This window comes from Nitratidesulfovibrio sp. HK-II, from assembly GCF_003402415.2.
GTDB lineage: Bacteria > Desulfobacterota > Desulfovibrionia > Desulfovibrionales > Desulfovibrionaceae > Cupidesulfovibrio.
The window spans coordinates 3,342,387-3,362,965 of record NZ_AP036014.1 but is presented as its reverse complement, the minus strand read 5'-3'; the positions used below and the strand labels follow the sequence as shown (position 1 = coordinate 3,362,965).

Annotated in this window: 11 protein-coding genes; all 11 read right to left on the bottom strand. The window is 66.2% G+C overall.

The window, feature by feature from the left end:
- Window positions 1-86: 86 nt before the first annotated feature.
- Window positions 87-836, bottom strand: coding sequence for a 2,3-diphosphoglycerate-dependent phosphoglycerate mutase (gene gpmA / locus RVX_RS14240; RefSeq protein ID WP_116307873.1), 750 nt, complete (start codon window positions 834-836; stop codon window positions 87-89).
- 99 nt (window positions 837-935) lie between these two features.
- The gene (locus tag RVX_RS14235) at window positions 936-2,408 is read right to left on the bottom strand and encodes a sigma-54-dependent transcriptional regulator (protein ID WP_116307872.1); all 1,473 of its coding nucleotides are present in this window, start codon (window positions 2,406-2,408) and stop codon (window positions 936-938) included.
- A 35-nt stretch (window positions 2,409-2,443) separates the two neighbouring features.
- Window positions 2,444-3,880, bottom strand: coding sequence for an HD domain-containing phosphohydrolase (locus tag RVX_RS14230; protein WP_116307871.1), 1,437 nt, complete (start codon window positions 3,878-3,880; stop codon window positions 2,444-2,446).
- A gap of 106 nt (window positions 3,881-3,986) precedes the next feature.
- Window positions 3,987-4,955 (bottom strand): TIGR01777 family oxidoreductase, encoded by a 969-nt coding sequence (locus tag RVX_RS14225; RefSeq protein ID WP_116307870.1) that lies wholly within the window; start codon window positions 4,953-4,955, stop codon window positions 3,987-3,989.
- A gap of 135 nt (window positions 4,956-5,090) precedes the next feature.
- A complete protein-coding gene (locus RVX_RS14220) occupies window positions 5,091-7,550 on the bottom strand; it encodes an ATP-binding protein (RefSeq protein ID WP_230404789.1) in 2,460 nt (819 codons plus the stop codon).
- 11 nt (window positions 7,551-7,561) lie between these two features.
- Window positions 7,562-8,230, bottom strand: coding sequence for a DUF4390 domain-containing protein (locus tag RVX_RS14215; RefSeq protein WP_116307869.1), 669 nt, complete (start codon window positions 8,228-8,230; stop codon window positions 7,562-7,564).
- 1,231 nt (window positions 8,231-9,461) lie between these two features.
- Window positions 9,462-13,619, bottom strand: a complete 4,158-nt coding sequence (gene rpoC / locus RVX_RS14210; RefSeq protein ID WP_116307868.1) for a DNA-directed RNA polymerase subunit beta' — start codon at window positions 13,617-13,619, stop codon at window positions 9,462-9,464.
- Between the two features lie 260 nt (window positions 13,620-13,879).
- On the bottom strand, window positions 13,880-17,998 hold the full coding sequence (gene rpoB, locus RVX_RS14205; RefSeq protein ID WP_116307867.1) for a DNA-directed RNA polymerase subunit beta: 4,119 nt from the start codon (window positions 17,996-17,998) through the stop codon (window positions 13,880-13,882).
- A 625-nt stretch (window positions 17,999-18,623) separates the two neighbouring features.
- On the bottom strand, window positions 18,624-19,007 hold the full coding sequence (gene rplL / locus RVX_RS14200; RefSeq protein ID WP_012612583.1) for a 50S ribosomal protein L7/L12: 384 nt from the start codon (window positions 19,005-19,007) through the stop codon (window positions 18,624-18,626).
- A gap of 51 nt (window positions 19,008-19,058) precedes the next feature.
- Window positions 19,059-19,580 carry a 50S ribosomal protein L10 gene (rplJ, locus tag RVX_RS14195; protein WP_007523981.1) on the bottom strand — a complete coding sequence of 174 codons (522 nt, stop codon included), beginning with the start codon at window positions 19,578-19,580 and terminating at the stop codon, window positions 19,059-19,061.
- A gap of 186 nt (window positions 19,581-19,766) precedes the next feature.
- Window positions 19,767-20,474 carry a 50S ribosomal protein L1 gene (rplA, locus tag RVX_RS14190; RefSeq protein ID WP_007523979.1) on the bottom strand — a complete coding sequence of 236 codons (708 nt, stop codon included), beginning with the start codon at window positions 20,472-20,474 and terminating at the stop codon, window positions 19,767-19,769.
- Window positions 20,475-20,579 lie beyond the last annotated feature (105 nt).

The window sequence follows — 20,579 nt, the reverse complement described above, 5'->3', positions numbered from 1 at the left end:
GCACGGCCCGTGGGACGTGGCGAGCCGTGCGCCACCGCTCCATGCCCCGCCGCTCGGCAGTGGCTGGGGCCACCCGCGCCGCCCCCTTATTTTTTCGCCGTACCCTGCGCGGCCACGGCCCTGGCTTTGGCTTCCGCCACGGCCGCGTCCCCCAGGTAGCGGCGGCCCAGCGGGCGCAGCTTTTGGTCCAGGGTGTAGACCAGCGGCAGCCCGGTGGGGATGTTCAATTTGGTGATGGCCTCCTGGGTCATGCCGTCCAGGTGCATGACCAGCGCGCGCAGGCTGTTGCCGTGGGCCGCCACCAGTACCCGCCGCCCGGCCAGCACCTGCGGCGCGATGACGTCGTGCCAGTAGGGCAGAACGCGGGCCACGGTCTCCTTCAGGCTTTCGCTGGCGGGCAGCACGTCGGGCGCGAGGCTGGCGTAGCGCGCGTCGCCAGCCGGGTTGCGCGGGTCGTCGGGGGGCAGGGGCGGGGGCGGTGTGTCGTAGCTGCGCCGCCACTCGAACACCTGGTCCTCGCCGAAGCGGGCGGCGGTTTCCGCCTTGTCCAGGCCCTGCAATGCGCCGTAGTGGCGTTCGTTGAGCCGCCAGTGCTTGTGCACCGGCAGCCAGGACAGCCCCAGTTCATGCTGCACGATGTGCAGGGTGCGGATGGCCCGGGTGAGCACCGAGGTATGGCAGACGTCGAAGGCCAGCCCTTCGTCGGCGATCAGGCGCGCCGCGTCGCGGGCCTCCTGTTCGCCCTCGGGCGAAAGGTCCACGTCGGTCCAGCCGGTGAAGCGGTTTTCCAGGTTCCAGGCGCTTTGCCCGTGACGCAGAAGTACCAGCGTGTGCATGTTCCCTCCCGTGGCCGCGTGCGGTTTGGCGCGCCGGGCCCATGGCGGTCCCGTGGCGGGCGCGTGGGCGATCGCCCGGCAGTGGTTCGTGGTCGTCCGTCAGTCGGCCGTCTGGATGTTGTAGCCCTTCAGCTTGCGGTACAGGTGGCTGCGCTCGATGCCCACGGCCTCGGCCAGCCGGGTGACGTTGCCGCCGCATTCGGCAAGGCGCGCGGCAAGGTAGTGCGCCTCGAAGGCCGCGCGGGCCGCCTTCAGGTCCATGCCGGTGGCCAGCAGCGCCGCGAAATCCGTCGCGCCGGTCATGTCGGACCCGTCGGAGGCGTCGTGGCCCTGCTCCTGTCCCATGCCCGCGCGCTGCCCGGCCTCCGCGCCGCACGCGGCCCGCGCCCCCGCCATGCCCGCGCGGGGCAGGAATTCCGGGGGCAGCATGCTCCGCGTCACCTCCAGCCCGGCGTGCAGGATAAGCATGCGCTCGACGAAGTTGCGCAACTCGCGCACGTTGCCGGGCCACGGATAGCGCGAGAGCGCCTCCATGGCGTCGGGCGCGAAGGCGGCCGGACGCACGCCGTAGTCGCGGGCCAGGCGCTGCGAGAACAGGTCGATGAGCAGGGGCACGTCGCCCTCGCGTTCGCGCAGGGGGGGCAGCACCAGCGGGAACACCCGCAGCCGGTAGTAGAGGTCCTCGCGAAAGGTTCCGGCCGCTATCTCGTCCTCCAGGTTCTTGTTGGTGGCGGCGATGACCCGCACGTCCACGCGCATGGTGCGGTGGCCGCCCACCCGCTCGAACTGCTGCTCTTGCAATATGCGCAGTATCTTGGCCTGGGTCTTCAGGCTCATGTCGCCTATCTCGTCCAGGAACAGGGTGCCCTTGTGGGCCATCTCGAACTTGCCCGCCTTGGCCGCGTCCGCCCCGGTGAACGCGCCCTTCTCGTGGCCGAACAGTTCGCTTTCGATGAGTTCTTCCGGAATGGCCGCACAGTTCACGGCCACCAGCGGCCTGCCTGCCCGGCGGCTGCCGGCGTGGATGGCCCGCGCCGCCAGTTCCTTGCCGGTGCCGTTTTCGCCGGTGATGAGCACCCAGGCGTCGGTGGGGGCCACCCTCGCGATCTGGCCGCGCAGGGCCTCCATCACCGGCGAGCGGCCGTTCATCTCGTCGGCGTGCGTGGTGGGCAGGCTGTCGCGCAGGGCCTCGTTCTCGCGGCGCAGGTCGCCGTATTCCAGGGCCCGCTGCGCGGCGATGAGCACCTTTTCCAGCGACAGGGGCTTTTCGATGAAGTCGTGCGCGCCCTTGCGGATGGCGTTGACCGCCGTTTCGATGGTGCCGTGGCCGGAGATCATGATCACCGGCAGGTCGGGGCGCTGGGCGTGCAACTGGTCCAGCACGGCCAGGCCGTCCATGCCGGGCATCCAGATGTCCAGGAACACCAGGTCCGGGGTCTCGCGGGCCAGCAGGGCCAGCCCGTCCTCGCCGCTGGGGGCCTCAAGCACCTCGAAGCCCTCGTCTTCCAGGATGCCGCGCAGGGAGAAGCGGATGCCGTCTTCGTCGTCGATGATCAGGATGCGGGCGTGCATGGGGTATCCGTTTGCTGGTGCGGGAAGGTGATGGATCAGGAGAGCACGAAGCCGTCGTGGAACAGGCTGACGCACACGTCCACCATGGTGGGGTCGTAGCGCGTGCCGCGCCCGGCCGCTATCTCGGCCAGGGCGGGGCCAAGGCCCAGCGAGGCGCGGTACGGCCGGTGCGACGACATGGCTTCCACCACGTCGGCCACGGCCAGGATGCGCGCCTCCGGCAGGATGGATTCGCCCGAAAGGCCGTTGGGGTAGCCGGTGCCGTCCAGCCGTTCGTGGTGCTGCAATACGATCTGGGCCACCGGCCACGGAAATTCGATTTCCTTCAGGATGTCGTAGCCCACCTGGCTGTGGGTGCGCATGATGCCCATTTCCAGGTCGCTGAGACGGGTGGGCTTGGCCAGGATTTCAGCGGGAATGTGAATCTTGCCGATGTCGTGCAGCATGCCCGCCACGCGCAGTCCCTCCAGCCTGTCGCCGGAAAGGCCCACCCGCACGGCCATGGCGTGGGCCAGTTCCGCCACGCGGGCCTGATGCCCCGCCGTGTACGGGTCGCGCTTTTCCGAGGCGGTGGCCAGGGCGGAAACCGTCTGGCGCAGGGTGCGGCGCAGGTCTTCCACGCTGTGGCGCAGGGCCTCTTCCGACTGGCGGCGTTCGGTGATGTCGCGGAACACCAGCACCGTGCCCACGCGGTGGCCGTCCGGGTCGGCCAGGGGCGAAGCGCTCATCTCGATGGGGTGCGTCCGGCCGTCCGGCCCGTGCACGAAGGCCTCGCTCATGGCCGAGGGGGCCATGAAGGCCGGGGGCGCAGGCACGGGAGACGGCGCGGGGGCCGGGGCATGCGCCGCGGCAGGGGCGGGCGGCTGGGCCAGCAGTTCGTTGGGGTCGTGCAGGCGGCGGCCGTTGCCGTTGGGGCGGATGTCCACGTGGTCGGCGAAATGGCGGTCGATGCAGACAAGGTGGTCCGCCCCGGTCATGACCTCGGCGCTGGCGTTGATGTAGGTGATGCGGCCGTGGCGGTCCACGGTGAGCACCGCGTCGGCGATGGAGCGCAGGGTGGTGGCGAACCAGCGTTCCTTGCGCCGGGTTTCGTGGTCCATCTGGTGCTTGTACAGCGCCATCTCGATGGACGTGCGCAGGTCGCGGTCCTCGAAGGGTTTCAGCAGGTAGCCGAAGGGTTCGGTGATCTTGGCGCGCTGGAGGATTTCCGGGTCTTCATGGGCGGTCATGTAGATCACCGGCACGGGGTGGCGGGCCAGGATGCGCCCGGCGGCGTCGATGCCGTCCGTGCCTTCGCCGAGCACGATGTCCATCAGCACGAGGTCGGGCCGCTCGGCCAGGGCCTTTTCCACGGCCTCGTCGCCGCCGGTGGCCAGCACCGGTTCGCCGTAGCCGAGCGAACGCAGCCGACGGCGCATGTCCAGCGCCGAAACGGCCTCGTCCTCGACCAGCAGTATCTTGCAATATGCCATGCCCGCTCCGGAGCTTCGTGAGTCTGTCGTGCCTGTTCCGCCGGTATGCTTCCGGCGGGCGCGGATCGCCGTTTGGATGTCGTCGGGACGCCGCCCGGCGGGGTGGTCAGCGCCGCATCAGGTCCGCCAGGGCCTCGCGCAGCGCGGGAAACCGGAAGACGTAGCCGGAATCGGCCAGCCGGTCCGGCGGGGCCACCTGTCCGGCCAGCAGGGCTTCGTCCGCCATCTCGCCCAGGGCCAGCCGCAGGGCGAGGCCGGGCGCGGGCAGGGCGGGCAGCCAGGCCGGGCGGCCCACGGCGCGGTTCAGTTCCGCCGTGAACCCGGCGTTGTCCACGGCTTGCGGCGCGGCCAGGTTGTAAGGCCCGGAGCAGGACGGTGTATCCAGCAGGTGCAGGATGGCTCCCACCTCGTCCGCCAGGTGGATCCACGGAAAGGGCTGCCTGCCGCTGCCCAGCGGACCGCCCAGCCACGCGCGAAAGGCGGGCAGCATGCGCGCCAGCGCGCCGCCCGAGCCCAGCACCACGCCGCTGCGGATCACGCAGCGCCGCACGCCCATGGCCTGGGCCGGAGCGGACGCAGCCTCCCACCGCGCGCAGGTTTCCGCCAGAAAGCCGGAGCCTGGCGGGTCTGCTTCGCCGCATTTCGGGGCCGTGGCCATGTCTGGCCAACCACCATAATACCCCACCGCCGACGCCTGCACCAGCACCGCCGGACGCCCCGCGCCGGGGACCTCCAGCGAACCGAGTGCCGCGGCCACGGCCTGCCCGGCCGCCACGCGGCTGTCCAGGATGCGCGCCTTGCGCTCCGCCGTCCAGCGTCCGCCCGCGATGTTTTCGCCCAGCAGGTTGACCACGGCGTGCGCGTCATGCAGCAACTGGGCCAGCGGTTCCGGGTCGCGGCCGTTCCAGACGGCGGGCGTAACGGAAGGCCCGGTTCCCTGAACGCCCGACGCGACCCCCGCGCCGGATGCACGCGGCGCGCGCGAGGGCACGGTGACGTCGTCGCCCCGCGCCAGCAACGCGCGGGCAAGGGCCGAACCGATGAAGCCCGTTCCGCCAAGGATGACGACGTGCATGCGAGAGCTCCCGTGGTGTGGCGGGCGGCGGCCGTGCCCCGGCAAGAGGGGGACGCAAGCCGCGTGGCCGCGAAAGGGGGGACGCCCGTGCGCCGCGCACCCAGCGCGGCGCGCGGAGCACCGGTATACGTTCCCTTATGCCACAGGAAGCTCGACGGTGACAACGGTGCCGCCGCCCGACGCGCCCGACGCGCCATTCGTGCCCGTTGTGCCCATCGCATCGGTCACGCCGGGCACAACCGGCGCACCGGGCGTGACCGGCACGGCGTGGGCGCGCACGTAGCCGCGATGGTCCGACACCACCGATTTCACGATGGTCAGGCCAAGGCCGGTGCCGCCCTTCTTGCGCGAGAAGTAGGGCTCGAACAGGCGCGAGCGTTCCTCGGCCGTGAGGCCGGGGCCATTGTCGGCCACGTCCACCCGCACCAGGTTCAGGGCGGTGTTATGCACGGCGGTGATGGTCACCGCGCCGTTGTCCCGCCCTTGCAGCACTTCCGCCGCGTTGGTCAGGATGTTCAGGAAGGCCCGGTGCAGCGCCTCGTGGTCCATGGGCAGCACCGGCAGCGGTGCGGGGATGTCCAGTGTCCACGCGATGTTGCTGTGGCTGTTGCGGAACAGGGCGGTCAGTTCCTCCAGCAGCGGGGTAAGGTCGCCGGGCCGGGGGGTGACCTCCGGCAGCTTGGCGAAGGCCGAGAATTCCTCCACCATCTGCTGCAGGTGTTCCACCTGGCGCACGATGAGGTCGGTGCACTGGCCGAACACCGGGTCGTCCACCGCGCCCGCGAACTTGCGTTCCAGGCGCTGGGCCGAGAGCTTGATGGGGGTGAGCGGGTTCTTGATCTCGTGGGCGATGCGCCGCGCCACCTCGCGCCACGCGGCCATGCGCTGCATGCGCTCCAGCTCCGTGATGTCCTCGAACACGGCCACCGTGCCCCGGTATTCGCCTTCCGGCGTGGTCAGGCTGACGGCGGTGAGCAGCAGCTTCAGGGCATGGTCGCCCTGGCCGTAGTCCACCTGGCGCTGCCAGCGGCGGCCGGGCCGGGCGCGCACCTCGTCCAGCATCTGACGAGTAATGGCCGCGTCATCGGGCGAGAGATAGTCCTGGGGGTCGCGGCCCACGATGGAGCCCGGCTCCACCCCGAACATGGCGCAGGCGGCGGCGTTGATGGTGGCCACTCTGTCGTCCGGCCCAAACGAGACCACCCCCGCCGCGATGTTGTCGAGCACGGTGGCGATGTACCGGCTGCGTTCGCCCATCTCCACGTTTTGCAGGGCCAGCATGTCGTTGACGTCCGTCAGGCGGGTGCGGCTGACGGAAAGGTCTTCGGCCATGCGGTTGAACGAGCGCACCAGCAGCCCCAGTTCGTCGGTGGCCGCATCCTCCAGCCGGAAGGCAAGGTCGCCGCGCGCGATGCGTTCCGTGCCCTCGGCCAGGGCCAGGATGGGCGCGGTGAGTTCCTTGGACAGCCGGAAGCCGTACCAGATGGAGCCGAGGATGATCAGCAGGCTAAGCACCGCGAGGATGAACAGGAACGAGACCTTCAGCGGGCGCTTCAGCGTTTTCAGCTTCTTGTAGTCGTCGAAGCCCTGGGCGATGCGCTCGAGCTTCAGCATCACCCCTTCGCCGATGGATTCCGCCAGCACCAGGTACCCGGCGCGGCCGCCGTCGATGGCCAGCACGCCGATGACGTAGTCGGCGCTTTCGCCCTTCCACAGCAGGGACACGTAGCGCTGCGCGGCCGCCTGGTCCCAGGCGATCTTGCGCCGGGCCTCCTTCCAGGTGGGGGCGAAGTCCGCCGGGGCGTGCCAGTTCTGCTCCACCCGGCCGGGCGTGACGATGCCGGTCAGCGACAGCCCGTATTCCTTGCGCTTGCGCTCCAGCAGGGCATCCATGGTCTGGCCGCCCCAGGTCAGGTGGCGGTCGGTGATTTCCGACACCATGGATTCGCCGCGCGCGCGCAACCGGTCTGCCGCGGCGGTGTAGAAGCTGCGCCCCACGTCCAGGGCGCTGTCCAGCGAGACTTCCACCTGGTTGTTGAACCAGTAGTCCACCGAGGTGCCCACAACCCGGTTGGAGGCCAGGAACATGATCACCGTGGGGATCAGCGACAGGGCCATGAAGGCCAGCACCAGCCGGGTGCGCAGGTGTGATCCGAATACCCGGCGGCGGCGCTCGAGGATCAGCTTCACCCCGTTGCGCAGCACGATGAACAGCACCACCAGCAACAGGATGAAGTTGATGTTCAGCAGGACGAGGAAGATGTAGGAATCGACCCCAAACAGGTTCAATTCGACCCAGGTGGCCACCAGCATGCCCACCAGCACGCCCGCCGCCACGTAGATTTCGCGCTGGCGGCGCTTGCGCTCGCGGGTGTCGGTGGGGCTTACCCGGATGACCTGCGGGGAGTCCGGTTCGTCATGCCCCGCCGGGGGGGTAGAGGCCGGGCCGACGGGGGAACCGTTGGAAGGGGCGGAAGGATGGCCGCCGGACGCGTCGGATGCGCCGTGCGGCGGACCGGATGCAGCGCCGCCGGAGCCGCGTCCATCCGGCGGGAGGCCGGAGGGTTGTTCGGGCGTCACGGTGCGGCGGGGCATGGCGGGGCCGGTCAGTAGGTGAAGTCCTGCGTGAAGGTCGCGTCGGGCACGACTTCCCAGGACCAGAAGAACAGCGTGCGCGAGAGCCAGGGAGGGACGTCGGTGTGGCGCAGCGACAGGGCCAGCGAGACGCGGTGCGGCTCGCCTTTCTCCAATGCGGCGATGGGGGACAGCGGCAGCACCAGGCGCTTCCAGGTGCCTTCCAGCAGCCGGGTGAGGTTCTTGTCGCGCCAGGGGGCCTCGCGGCCTTCGAGGCGCAGTTCGAATTCGCGGGTCAGGGTGTCGTGCCGCAGCACGCAGGCGAAGACCTTTTCGGCCAGGGTCACGTCGGGCAGCACGCCCCGGCGGCGGGTGAGCGTGGCGGTGCCGCGCAGTTCCACTTCCGCGCCGTCCTTCAGAAGGTCGCGCAGGCCATCGGGGTCGTCCACGCCAACGCCCAGGCGCAGCACCAGAGTGTCTTCGCGGGTTTCGATGGCGAAGGTGTCGAGCACGAACTGGCGCGGCGCGGCGGCCTGCGCGGGCGTGGCCTGCGGCAGCAGGAACAGGGCGAGCAGGATGAGAAGAAGAAGCGGAGATGCAAGGCCGTTGACGGCGGACAGGGCGCGTGCGCCAAAAGGCCGGGCCGGTGCGGACCGGCGCGGCTGGATGCGGAAAACGCTGGCGAGGAAGTGCGGCGGCATTCGATGTCCTTGTCTTGGATGCCCGCTCAAGGCACCACGTTTTCGCACAGCCGGGCAATGATGGCAAGAAGGTGACGGGGGTTAGGTGTGGGGCGCTGGCGCTGGACAGGGGTGCCTTTGGCGGCGAGAAGGCACAGTGTCTTTTGATTACGGCCTCTACGAAGACACGCCAGCCACCATGTCCATGCTCGATATCGGTATGCCTTCGGCGAGGAATAAGAGGGAATGTACCTGACAGGCACGGCTTCTACGAAGACAGTCTCGCCCTGTTGAACCCGGCCGATTTCGGCATGCCTCCGGCGGGAGGCAAGAGAGGCGTCGTGCCTTGTTGCATCCGGCCTCTACGAAGTCAGTCGTGCGCTGTTGACCACGCCCGATTTCGTTATGCCACCGGCGGGCAGGGGGTGTTGTAACGAACACCCCCTGCACCCCCGCGTTCCAGGGGGGCTTCGCCTCCCCTGGACCCCCGGCGTCTCTTGCACGGCGTCTCTCCGGCGGCAGCTTCCCTTCGGCGCCAAGGCGCCTTCGGGTGATCTGCCGCCGGTGACGCCAATGTGCGCATGGCTCTCGCTGGCATGGTGGAGCGAGGGTGCCTTTACCCTCGCTCCCGTTGCGACGCATGTGCCGCCGCCAAGGCCCGGCGTCACACGCTTCTACGCGCGGAACGTGGTCGGTGAGCAAGCACATGATCTTTTGTCGTTTGCCTGCCGCCCTTGATAAGGACGGATTCCCCTCGCTTGAGCGTGAGGAACCTTTGTGCGGCGATACGTGTCCGCAGCCGGAGATCGCCGCCGAGGCCTTGCGAGGCGGAAGCTCCGGCGTTGCGGATGCGTGCCCCATGAATGTGAGGATAAGGGCACCCAAGCATAATGAAGGCGACGAGAGCTTCGCGCACATTCGCATTCCGCCGGGCAGATCTCCCGGAGGCGCTTCAGCGCCGGAGGGAAGCTGCCCGGCACAGGAATGCGGTGCATGACGACAGGGGTTCCAAGGGGCGGAGCCCCTTGGAACGCGGGGGTGCAGCGGGTGTTCGTTACAACACCCCCTGCCCGCCGGAGGCATAACGAGATCGAGCGGGTTCAACCGCGCACGACTGTCTTCGTAGAAGCCGGGTTCAACCGCGCACTACCTCTCCCCCTTCCCCTGCCTTCACACACCACAAGGAAAGGGCCCCCGCCCGAAAGCGGAGGCCCTGTCTTTTCTTCTTTCTCTTCCCGGCCTGCGGCAATCCCTAGAAAATATCCACCAGCAGCGGATTTTCTTCCAGGTCTTCCAGGAACTTGTCCGGGCGTTCCTTCTGTTCCGGCACCGAGATGTCGGAGTGCACGTACTCGCGGTAGCCGGTCCCGGCGGGGATCAGGCGACCCACGATCACGTTTTCCTTCAGGCCGCGCAGGTAGTCCATCTTGCCGCGCAGGGAGGCTTCGGTGAGCACCTTGGTGGTTTCCTGGAACGACGCCGCCGAGATGAACGACGAGGTCGTCAGCGAAGCCTGGGTGATGCCGAGCACCAGCGGTTCGGCCGTGGCCGGGGTGCGGCCCTCGCCCATGGCGCGCGAGTTTTCCTGGCGGAACTCGCCCTTGTCCACCTGCTCGCCCACCAGGAAGCTGGTGCCGCCCGGATCGAGCACGGTGATCTTGCGCAGCATCTGGCGCACGATGACTTCGATGTGCTTGTCGTCGATGCCCACACCCTGGAAGCGGTACACTTCCTGGATTTCGTCCACCAGGTAGCGGGCCAGGAACTTCTCGCCCTTGGTGCGCAGGATGTCGTGCAGTTCCGGATGGCCTTCGGTCAAGAGTTCACCGGCTTCCACGAAGTCGCCGTCGGAAACGGTGATGTGCTTGCCCTTGGGCACCAGGTATTCCTTGGCCTCGCCCGTTTCGGGGGTGACCACCAGCTTGCGCTTGCCCTTGGTTTCGCCCGCGAAGGTGACCGTGCCGTCGATTTCGGACACCACGGCCATGTCTTTCGGCTTGCGCACTTCGAACAGCTCGGCCACGCGGGGCAGACCGCCAACGATGTCCTTGGTCTTGGACGATTCACGCGGCTTGCGCGCGATGATGTCGCCGGCCTGCACTTCCTGCCCGGCCTTCACCATGATCAGCGCGCCGACGGGCAGCGAATACGTGGCGGGCAGGTTGCCGCCGCGAATCTTGGGCTCGCCGTTCTCGTCGCAGATGGAGATGGACGGACGGAAGTTGGTGGTGCGGTATTCGATGATCGACTGCGTGGTCATGCGCGTCGCGTCGTCCATCTTCTCCTGGTAGGTCTTGCCCTCGACGATGTCGGTGAACTTGACCGTGCCTTCCACTTCCGAGACGAAGGGTTCGTTGAACGGGTCCCATTCGGCCAGGACGACGCCCTTCTTGAGCTCGGTGCCGTCGGTGACGTTCAGGCGCGAGCCGTTGGGCAGGATGTACTTTTCGCGTTCGCGGCCCTGGTCGTCCACGATGGCGATCTGGCCGCTCTTGCCAAGCACCATCATCTGGCCGTCGCGGTTGCGCACGGCCTTCACGCGCGACAGGATCACGCGGCCGGGGTGCTGCGACACGATGCTGGAACGTTCGATTTCGCGCGACGCGGTGCCGCCGATGTGGAACGTGCGCATGGTGAGCTGGGTGCCCGGTTCGCCGATGGACTGGGCGGCGATGATGCCCACGGTCTCGCCGATGTTGACGAGGTGGCCGCGCGCAAGGTCGCGCCCGTAGCAGCGGGCGCACACGCCGCGTTCGCTCTGGCAGGTGAGCGCAGAACGGATGGTGACGGTGCTGATGCCCGTGGCTTCCAGGGTCTGGGCCACGTTTTCGTCGATCAGGGTGTTCTCGTCGAACAGCAGTTCGCGGGTTTCCGGATCGAACACGGGGTACAGCAGCACGCGGCCCAGCACGCGGTCGGCCAGGCGCACCTTGATGTCGCCGCCCTTGACGAAGTGGCCGATCTCGATGCCGTCCACGGTGCCGCAGTCAAGCTCGCTGACGATGACGTCCTGCACTACGTCCACCAGGCGGCGGGTGAGGTAGCCCGAGTTCGCCGTCTTCAGCGCGGTGTCGGCAAGGCCCTTTCGCGCGCCGTGGGTGGAGTTGAAGTACTGCAGCACGTCGAGGCCTTCGCGGAAGCTCGAGGTAATGGGCGTTTCGATGATTTCGCCCGAAGGCTTGGCCATCAGGCCGCGCATGCCCGCAAGCTGGCGCATCTGGTCCTGGTTGCCTCGCGCGCCCGAGGTGGACATCATGAAGATCGGGTTGAAGCTGCTGTTGACTTCTTCCTTCCCGGTCTTGGGGTCCACGAGGATGTCGTGCGAGATCTCCTTGGTCATCTCGTTGGAGATGTCCTGGGTGGCCTTGGTCCAGACGTCCACCACCTTGTTGTACTTTTCGGTACGGGTGATGATGCCGTCGCGGTACTGGCGCTCGATGTCGTCCACCTCGTTCTGCGAGGCTTCGAGCATGGCCTTCTTCTTGGACGGGATGCGCAGGTCCTTCACGCCGATGGTGATGCCCGCGCGCGTGGCGTATTCGTAGCCCACGTCCTTCAGGCGGTCGCACAGGATGACGGCGGCCTTGGTGCCCGCGTCACGGTAGGCGGCGCCCACCAGACGGGCGATGTTCTTCTTGGTCAGGGTGCAGTTGACGAACTCGAAGCCGACGCCCTTGGGCAGCACTTCCCAGACCAGGATGCGGCCGGGGGTGGTGTCCACGGTCTTGCCGTCCTCCATGCGCACCTTGACGCGCGCATGCAGCGAGACGGAGCCGGAATCGTAGGCCGCCACCACTTCCCACGGGGCGCAGAAGGCCATGCCCTCGCCCTTCTCGAACGAACGCTCCACGGTCATGTAGTACAGCCCGAGAACGATGTCCTGCGAGGGCACGATGACCGGCGAACCGTTGGCCGGGGAAAGGATGTTGTTGGTGCTCATCATGAGCACGCGGCATTCGATCTGCGCTTCGACCGAAAGGGGCACGTGCACGGCCATCTGGTCGCCGTCGAAGTCGGCGTTGTAGGCCGAGCAGACCAGCGGGTGCAGCTGGATGGCCTTGCCTTCGACCAGCAGCGGTTCAAAGGCCTGGATGCCCAGACGGTGCAGGGTGGGGGCGCGGTTGAGCAGGATGGGGTACTCGCGCACCACCTCTTCCAGGATGTCCCACACCACCAGTTCCTCGCGCTCCACCATCTTCTTGGCGCTCTTGATGGTGGAGGCCAGGCCTCTCTTCTCGAGCTCGGAATAGATGAAGGGCTTGAACAGTTCCAGCGCCATCTTCTTGGGCAGGCCGCACTGGTGCAATTTGAGCTTGGGGCCCACCACGATGACCGAACGGCCGGAGTAGTCGACACGCTTGCCCAGCAGGTTCTGGCGAAAGCGCCCCTGCTTGCCCTTGATCATGTCGGACAGCGACTTCAGCGGGCGGCCGTTGGTGCCGGTGATGGCGCGGCCGCGGCGGCCGTTGTCGAACAGCGCGTCCACCGCTTCCTGCAACATGCGCTTTTCGTTGCGGATGATGATGTCTGGCGCGCCCAGTTCCATCAGCCGCTTGAGGCGGTTGTTGCGGTTGATGACGCGGCGGTACAGGTCGTTCAGGTCCGACGTGGCGAAGCGGCCGCCGTCCAGCGGAACCAGGGGGCGCAGTTCGGGCGGAATGACGGGGATGACTTCCATCACCATCCATTCCGGCTTGTTGGCCGACTCCAGGAACGCCTCGACGATCTTCAGGCGCTTGGTGAGCTTCTTCTTCTTGGTCTGCGACTTGGTGGCCTGCGATTCCTCGCGCAGCATGGCGCGCAGTTCCTCGAGGTTCAGTTCCTCGAGCAGGCTGCGCACGGCTTCGGCGCCCATGCCAACGACCAGGGCGTCCTCGCCGTAGTGGTCGATGACCTGAAGGTACTGGTCCTCGGAGATGACCTGCATCTTGGCGAGGTTGGTGCTGCCCGGATCGAGCACGATGTACGAGTCGAAATACAGCACCTTTTCAAGGTCGGCCATGGTCATGTCGAGCAGGGTGCCGATCTTGGAGGGCAGGGTCTTCAGGAACCAGATGTGCGCGACGGGCGCGGCCAGTTCGATATGGCCCATGCGTTCGCGGCGCACCTTGGAGGCGATGACCTCGACCCCGCACTTTTCGCACACGATGCCACGGTGCTTCATGCGCTTGTACTTGCCGCAGTTGCACTCGTAGTCCTTCACCGGCCCGAAGATCTTGGCGCAGAACAGGCCGTCCCGCTCGGGCTTGAAGGTGCGGTAGTTGATGGTCTCGGGCTTCTTCACCTCGCCGTACGACCATTCGCGAATGCTTTCCGGCGCGGCGATGGAGATCTGGATCGCCTTCAGGTTGCGGATGTTCGCGACGTTGGCCGACGCGCCCCGGACGGTGAACAGATCGTCTAAGGTCATATCGTGTCCCTACCCGAAAAGGTTGTTTGCACGCCTTCGGTGAGCAGGGGGGCTTGCCCCCTGCACCCCCACAAGAGGGGCTGTGGCCCCCTTGACCCCGTTTTCGTCACCCTTCGCGCGGTGCGCGGGTGCGACGGTTGAGGGGGGCGGAGAAAACGTTGTGCGTAGACGTATGAAAAGTTTTGGGGGGAGGGGCCGGGGAGGGAGACCTTTTTCCAAAGGTCCCCTCCCCGGTTGCTCTTACCCAAAATCGTATACCATTACAGCGCGTTCATGAAGCCGACGCGCTTCGGGCGCTTCTTGCCTTCTTCCTGGTGCAGCGTGACGTCGAGGCCCAGCGACATGAGTTCCTTGACGAGCACGTTGAACGATTCGGGCAGGCCAGCTTCCAGGAAGTTGTCGCCCTTCACGATCTTCTCGTACATCTTCACGCGGCCGGTCACGTCGTCCGACTTCACGGTCAGGAATTCCTGCAGCAGGTAGGCCGCGCCGTACGCTTCCAGCGCCCACACTTCCATTTCACCCAGGCGCTGGCCACCGAACTGGGCCTTGCCGCCAAGGGGCTGCTGGGTCACCAGCGAGTAGGGGCCGGTGGAGCGGGCGTGGATCTTTTCGTCGACCAGGTGGTGGAGCTTGAGCATGTACATGACGCCGGTGGTGACGCGGTTGTGGAACCGCTCGCCGGTGCGGCCGTCGTAGAGCACGGTCTTGCCGTCCTCGTCGATGCCGGCGCGCACGAGCCACGACCAGATTTCCTCTTCGGCCGCGCCGTCGAACACGGGCGTCTTGGTCACGATGCCCCGGCCCAGCTTGGAGACGGCGGCACGGAAATCGTCATCGTCCATGGAATCGACCAGGGAGTTGATGGCGGCGGAATCGAACGCCCGCTTCACCTCGGCGCGCATGGCCTTCATGGGGTCGTTGCGCTCCAGCATTTCGGCGAGCTGGCGGCCGGTTTCCTTGGCGGCCCACCCGAGGTGGGTTTCCATGATCTGGCCAATGTTCATTCGCGAAGGCACGCCAAGGGGGTTCAGCACGATGTCCACCGGGCGGCCGTCCGCGAAGAACGGCATGTCCTCGGCGGGCAGGATGCAGGAGACGACGCCCTTGTTCCCGTGGCGGCCGGCCATTTTGTCGCCCACCGAGAGCTTGCGCTTCACGGCGATGTAGACCTTGACCATCTTGATGACGCCGGGGGGCAGGTCGTCCCCTTCGGTCACCTTGCCGCGCTTGGACTCGTAGATGTTGCTGATGAACTGCACCTGCTGGTCGTAGCTTTCCAGCAGGGCGTCCACGGCTTCGTTGACCTCGCGGTTCTTGAACAGGCCGGAGAGCTTCTTCAGGGGCACGTCGGCCAGCATCTCGGCGGTGACGGACGCACCGGCCTCGGCGATGACCTCGCCCTTCTTCTTGCCCGCCAGGGTGGTGCCGATCTGCTTGCCTTCCACCACGGCCATCAGCTTCACGCGGGTGGCGTCGCCAAGGCCGCGAATGTGATCCTGTTCCTTGCGGTCCAGGCGGCCCAGTTCGTATTCCTCGATCAGGCGGGCGCGCTCGTCCTTTTCACCGGAGCGGCGGTTGAACACCTTGACTTCGATGACGGTGCCCTCGATGCCCGGGGGCACCTTGAGCGAGGTGTTCTTCACGTCGCGGGCCTTGTCGCCGAAGATGGCGCGCAGCAGCTTTTCTTCAGGGGTCAGCTGGGTTTCGCCCTTGGGGGTGATCTTGCCGACGAGGATGTCGTCGGGCCTCACGTTGGCCCCGATGCGAATGATGCCGCTGCCGTCCAGGTTGCGCAGCATGTCTTCGCCCACGTTGGGAATGTCGCGGGTGATTTCTTCCGGTCCCAGCTTGGTGTCGCGCGCGACAACCTCGAACTCTTCGATGTGCACCGAGGTGAAGGTGTCTTCCTTCACGGTGCGCTCGGAGATGAGGATGGAGTCTTCGAAGTTGTAGCCGCACCAGGGCATGAAGGCGACCACAAGGTTCTTGCCCAGCGCCAGTTCGCCGTCCTCGATGCCGGGACCGTCGGCGAGGATGGCGCCCTTGGTCACGATCTGGCCGGGGTGGCAGGTGGGCTTCTGGCCGAAGCAGGAGTTCTGGTTGGACTTGTGGAACTTCTGCAGGTCGTAGGCGCGCACGCCGCCCCGTTCGGGGTACAGGCCGTTCTCGTAGCTGACGATGATGCGGTCGGCGTCGGCGTAGCGCACGATGCCGGGGCCCTCGGCGATGATGCACGCGCCCGAGTCCTGGGCCACCGGGCCTTCCATGCCCGTGCCCACGATGGGCTTTTCGCACTGCAGCAGCGGCACGGCCTGGCGCTGCATGTTCGAACCCATGAGCGCGCGGTTGGCGTCGTCGTGTTCCAGGAACGGGATCAGCGCGGCCGAGATGGACACCATCTGGCTGGGCGAAACGTCCATCAGGGTCACTTCCTCGCGGGGCGACATGAGCACGTCGCCCTTCACACGGGTGGTGACGTAGTCGTCGGCCAGCTTGCCTTCCGCGTCGAAGGGCGCGTTGGCCTGGGCGATGACTTCGCCGTGTTCGCGCGAGGCGTCGAGGTAGACCACCTCACCGGTCATCTTCGTATCGCGGATGACGTGGTACGGCGTCTCGATGAAGCCGTAGTCGTTGACCTTGGCGTAGGTGGTCAGCGACACGATGAGGCCGATGTTCGGACCTTCCGGCGTTTCGATGGGGCAGATGCGGCCGTAGTGCGAGGTGTGCACGTCGCGCACTTCAAAGCCCGCGCGTTCGCGGGTCAGGCCGCCGGGGCCCAGGGCGGACAGGCGGCGCTTGTGCGTCACTTCCGACAGGGCGTTGGTCTGGTCCATGAACTGCGAGAGCTGCGAAGTGCCGAAGAATTCCTTCAGCACGGCGGCCACCGGCTTCGGGTTGATCAGGTCGTGCGGCATGAGCGTGGAGACTTCCTGCAGGCTCATGCGTTCCTTGATCGCCCGTTCCATGCGCACGAGGCCGATGCGGTACTGGTTTTCCACCAGTTCGCCCACGGGCCGCACGCGGCGGTTGCCCAGGTGGTCGATGTCGTCGGCCGGGCCGTGGCTGTCCTTCAGGTGCAACAGCACCTTGATGGCGGTAAGGATGTCCTCGTCGGTCAGCACGCGCAGGTCCAGCGACTGGTCAAGGCCAAGGCGCTGGTTCAGCTTGTAGCGGCCCACGGGGGAAAGGTCGTAGTAGTCCGGGCTGCGGAACAGGTTGTCGAAGAAGCTTTCCGCGATCTCGGGCGTCGGCGGCGAGGAGGGACGCAGGCGGCGGTAGATTTCCACCTGCGCGGCTTCCTTGTCGGCGGTCTTGTCCAGCACCAGGGTGTCGCGCAGCGAGGACGAGGTGTCGATGCCCTTGGTGTGCAGGATGGGCAGGCGTTCGATGCCCGCCTCGCGCAGGCGTTCCTGCACGCCGGGGGTCACTTCGTCGGCGGCTTCGGCCAGCACTTCGCCGGTGGAGGGGTTCACCACGTCCTCGGCCAGGAACAGGCCGTCCAGGGTGTCGGCGGCCACTTCGATGGCTTCGAGGCCCGCTTCGCAGATCTGGCGCCAGGCCCGCTTGGTGATGGGCTTGCCCGCCTTGACGAACACGGTGCCGTCTGCGCCCGCGATGTCGGCGAAGGCCGAATCCTTGCGGAACATGTCCTTCTGCACTTCCCAGAACACGCGGCCGTCGGCGGCAAGGCGGTAGAACTCCTTCTTGTAGAAGTAGTCCAGGATGTCCGTCTTGCTCATGCCCATGGCCTTGAACAGGATGGTGGCGGGCATCTTGCGGCGCCGGTCGATGCGCACGTACAGGATGTCCTTGTGGTCGAAGTCGAAGTCGAGCCACGAACCGCGCATGGGGATGACGCGGCAGGAGTACAGCACCTTGCGGCTCGAATGGGTCTTGCCCGAATCGTGCTCGAAGATGATGCCCGGCGAGCGCTGCAACTGGTTGACGATGACGCGTTCGGTGCCGTTGATGATGAAGGTGCCCTTCTCGGTCATCAGCGGCAGGGTGCCGAAATAGATGTCCTGTTCCTTGATGTCGCGGATGGTGCGGTTGCCGGAGTCGTCGTCCACGTCGTAGACCACGAGCCGCACCTTGATGCGGATGGGCGCTTCGTAGGTGAGGCCCTTCGAGATGCATTCCGCCTGGTCGAACTTGGGCTCGCCAATGTCGTAGCTGACATATTCGAGGCTGGCGGTGCGGTTGAAGTCCTCTATGGGGAACACGGAACGGAAGACCCCTTCAAGGCCCTCGTCGGGCTTGCGTTCGGCAATGCCTTCCTGAAGGAACTTGACGTACGAGTCCACCTGAAGGTTCAGGAGGTGCGGAATGCCGAGCGATACGGGAATCTTGCCGAACTTTTTCGTGAGTTGGCCCATGGTTTCACCTCAGAAAGACGGTTTTCCGGCGGGGCTCTCAGCGCGAGAGGCCGAACGACCCGTGCGGGTCGGATGAAGCGGACGCGTGCACGGCACGCAGGGCAGCGGAACCGGCGGCGCAATCAGGGTTCCGCGTTTCGGGGGCAGCAGGCGCGCAACGCGAGGCTGCCGGGGCGAAGCGACAACGAAAGGCGGCCGCGTGAAGGGGGTGTCCCTTCAACGCCGTGCCGCGCATGAGGCATGACGGACGCGCGACAAGAGCGACGCGCCCACCGGAAAGGCTGTCGGTTCGGGGGGAAAGAAAGAGGGGTGCAGCGTACAACGTACCGCCCGGGTCAGGAGCTGGGTTGGTGCGAAGTGAGTTCGACCAAATTGCAACAATAGTCGGTTCGGGAAATTTTAGCAAGTCCGTGCGACTTGTCACATGTCCCGCTTCCTGTCCGCCTCGTCCCGTCCCGTGACGCCGTGTCCACCCGCACCCGCCGGAGCATGTCCGCCGTAGCCGTTGGGCATGGCCGCCACCCGAAATGCCACCGTGGCCGTACAGGGCGACAAAGCAGAAGAAGCGCGGGCGATTGGCTCGCCCGCGCTGTTCCGATCGCCTGTGCGGCGAAGCGAACCGAGTCTACTTGACTTCGACTTCGGCGCCGGCTTCCACCAGCTGCTTCTTGGCTTCTTCGGCTTCTTCCTTGGAAACGGCTTCCTTCAGGGTGGAGGGAGCGCCGTCAACCTTGTCCTTGGCTTCCTTCAGGCCAAGGCCGGTCAGGGCGCGGACAACCTTGATGACGCCGATCTTGTTGGCGCCAGCGGCCTTCAGGATAACGTCGAATTCGGTCTTTTCTTCTTCGGCCGGGGCGGCTTCAGCCGGACCGGCGGCCACCATGGCCATGGCCGGGGCGGCGGCGGACACGCCGAACTTCTCTTCAAGTTCCTTGATGAACTCGGAGAGTTCGAGGACGGTCATGTTGGCGATGAATTCGACGACCTGTTCCTTGGTGATGCTGGACATGATTTGCTCCTTTCGGGTGTCTTTGGCGTAAGGTGTTGGGTTCGGGGTCGCCTAGGCCGCGGCCTTCTTCTCTTCAATGCCCTTCAGGGCGTAGAGCAGGCCACGGATGATGTTGGCGAACAGCGAAACGAAGTTGGTGGGCACGGCATTCATCGTGCCAAGAGCGCGAGCGATCAGTTCGGGCTTGCTGGGCAGCTTGGCGAGGTCGGCGACCTGTCCCTCGGTGAGGAACTTGCCTTCAAGGCTGCCATGGCGCACCGCGAAGAGTTTGCTCGTCTTGGCGAAGTCGGTGAGTGCCTTCGCCACCGCGACGGGATCTGCGAACCCAAGGGCGACGGCGCAGTTCTCTTTGAACGCGTCTTTGATGACGTCGTGCGCTCCGTCGGTAAAGGCGATCCGTGCCAGGGTGTTCTTCACGACGTGGTATTCCGCGCCGTTTTCACGAAGCTTCACTCTGAGACGGGTCAGCTCTTCCACCGACATACCCTTGAAGTCGGTCACGACCGCGATGGAAGCGCCTTCAGCGCGAGCCTTCAATTGCTCGATGATGGCTGCCTTCTCGGACCTGTTCACGTGACTCTCCTCAGGTTCGGGTGTGTCTGGGTGGAAATGCCGAGCCAAAGACACTGTGGTCTCGGCAGGACTTAACGCAAGGGCGGAGAACCCGTGCAGCCTGCTTTCTTCGACTCGTATTTCCGGGCCTGTTGCCGGTAAAGGCCCGGCTGCAAGCAGCCGGGCCAAATATCACACGAAGGCGGTCTAGCCTTCGAGGAACTTCTTGATCGTGCTGGGGTCGACCTTGAAACCGGGGCCCATGGTGGTGGAAACCGCCATGGCCTTCATGTAGGCGCCCTTGGCCGTGGCGGGCTTCAGGCGGTTCACGGTTTCAAGCAGCGACTTCAGGTTGTCCAGGATCTTTTCGGGACCGAAGGACACCTTGCCGAGCGGGGCGTGCAGCACGCCAGCCTTGTCGACCTTGAACTCGACGCGGCCAGCCTTGGTTTCCTTGACAGCGGTGGCCACGTCGAAGGTAACGGTGCCGGTCTTGGCGTTGGGCATCAGGCCGCGGGGGCCGAGCACGCGGCCGATCTGGCCGACCAGGGCCATGACGTCGGGGGTGGCGATGGCCTTGTCGAAGTCCAGCCAGCCTTCCTTGATCTTGGCGACCAGTTCTTCGGCGCCGGCAAAGTCGGCACCGGCGGCCTTGGCTTCGGCTTCCTTGTCACCCTTGCAGAACACCGCCACGCGCACGGTCTTGCCGAGGCCATGGGGCAGGGTGACGGCGCCGCGCACCATCTGGTCGGAGTATTTGGGATCGACGCCGAGGCAGATGGCCACGTCGACGGTTTCATCGAACTTTGCGAAGGAGGCCGACAGCGACTTGGCCACCGCGTCTTCCAGAGCGAAACGCTCGGCGATGTCGCGTCCTTCCGTCGCCGAACGATATTTCTTGCCGTGCTTGGGCATTGTACCCACCTTTTCCTTTTGCTGACGTTCGCAATCTCCTGCCGCCTTGGTCACGCTCCCCATGGGTGTCCGAAGGGATGCGCCCCGGCTTGGCCGGGAAGGCCG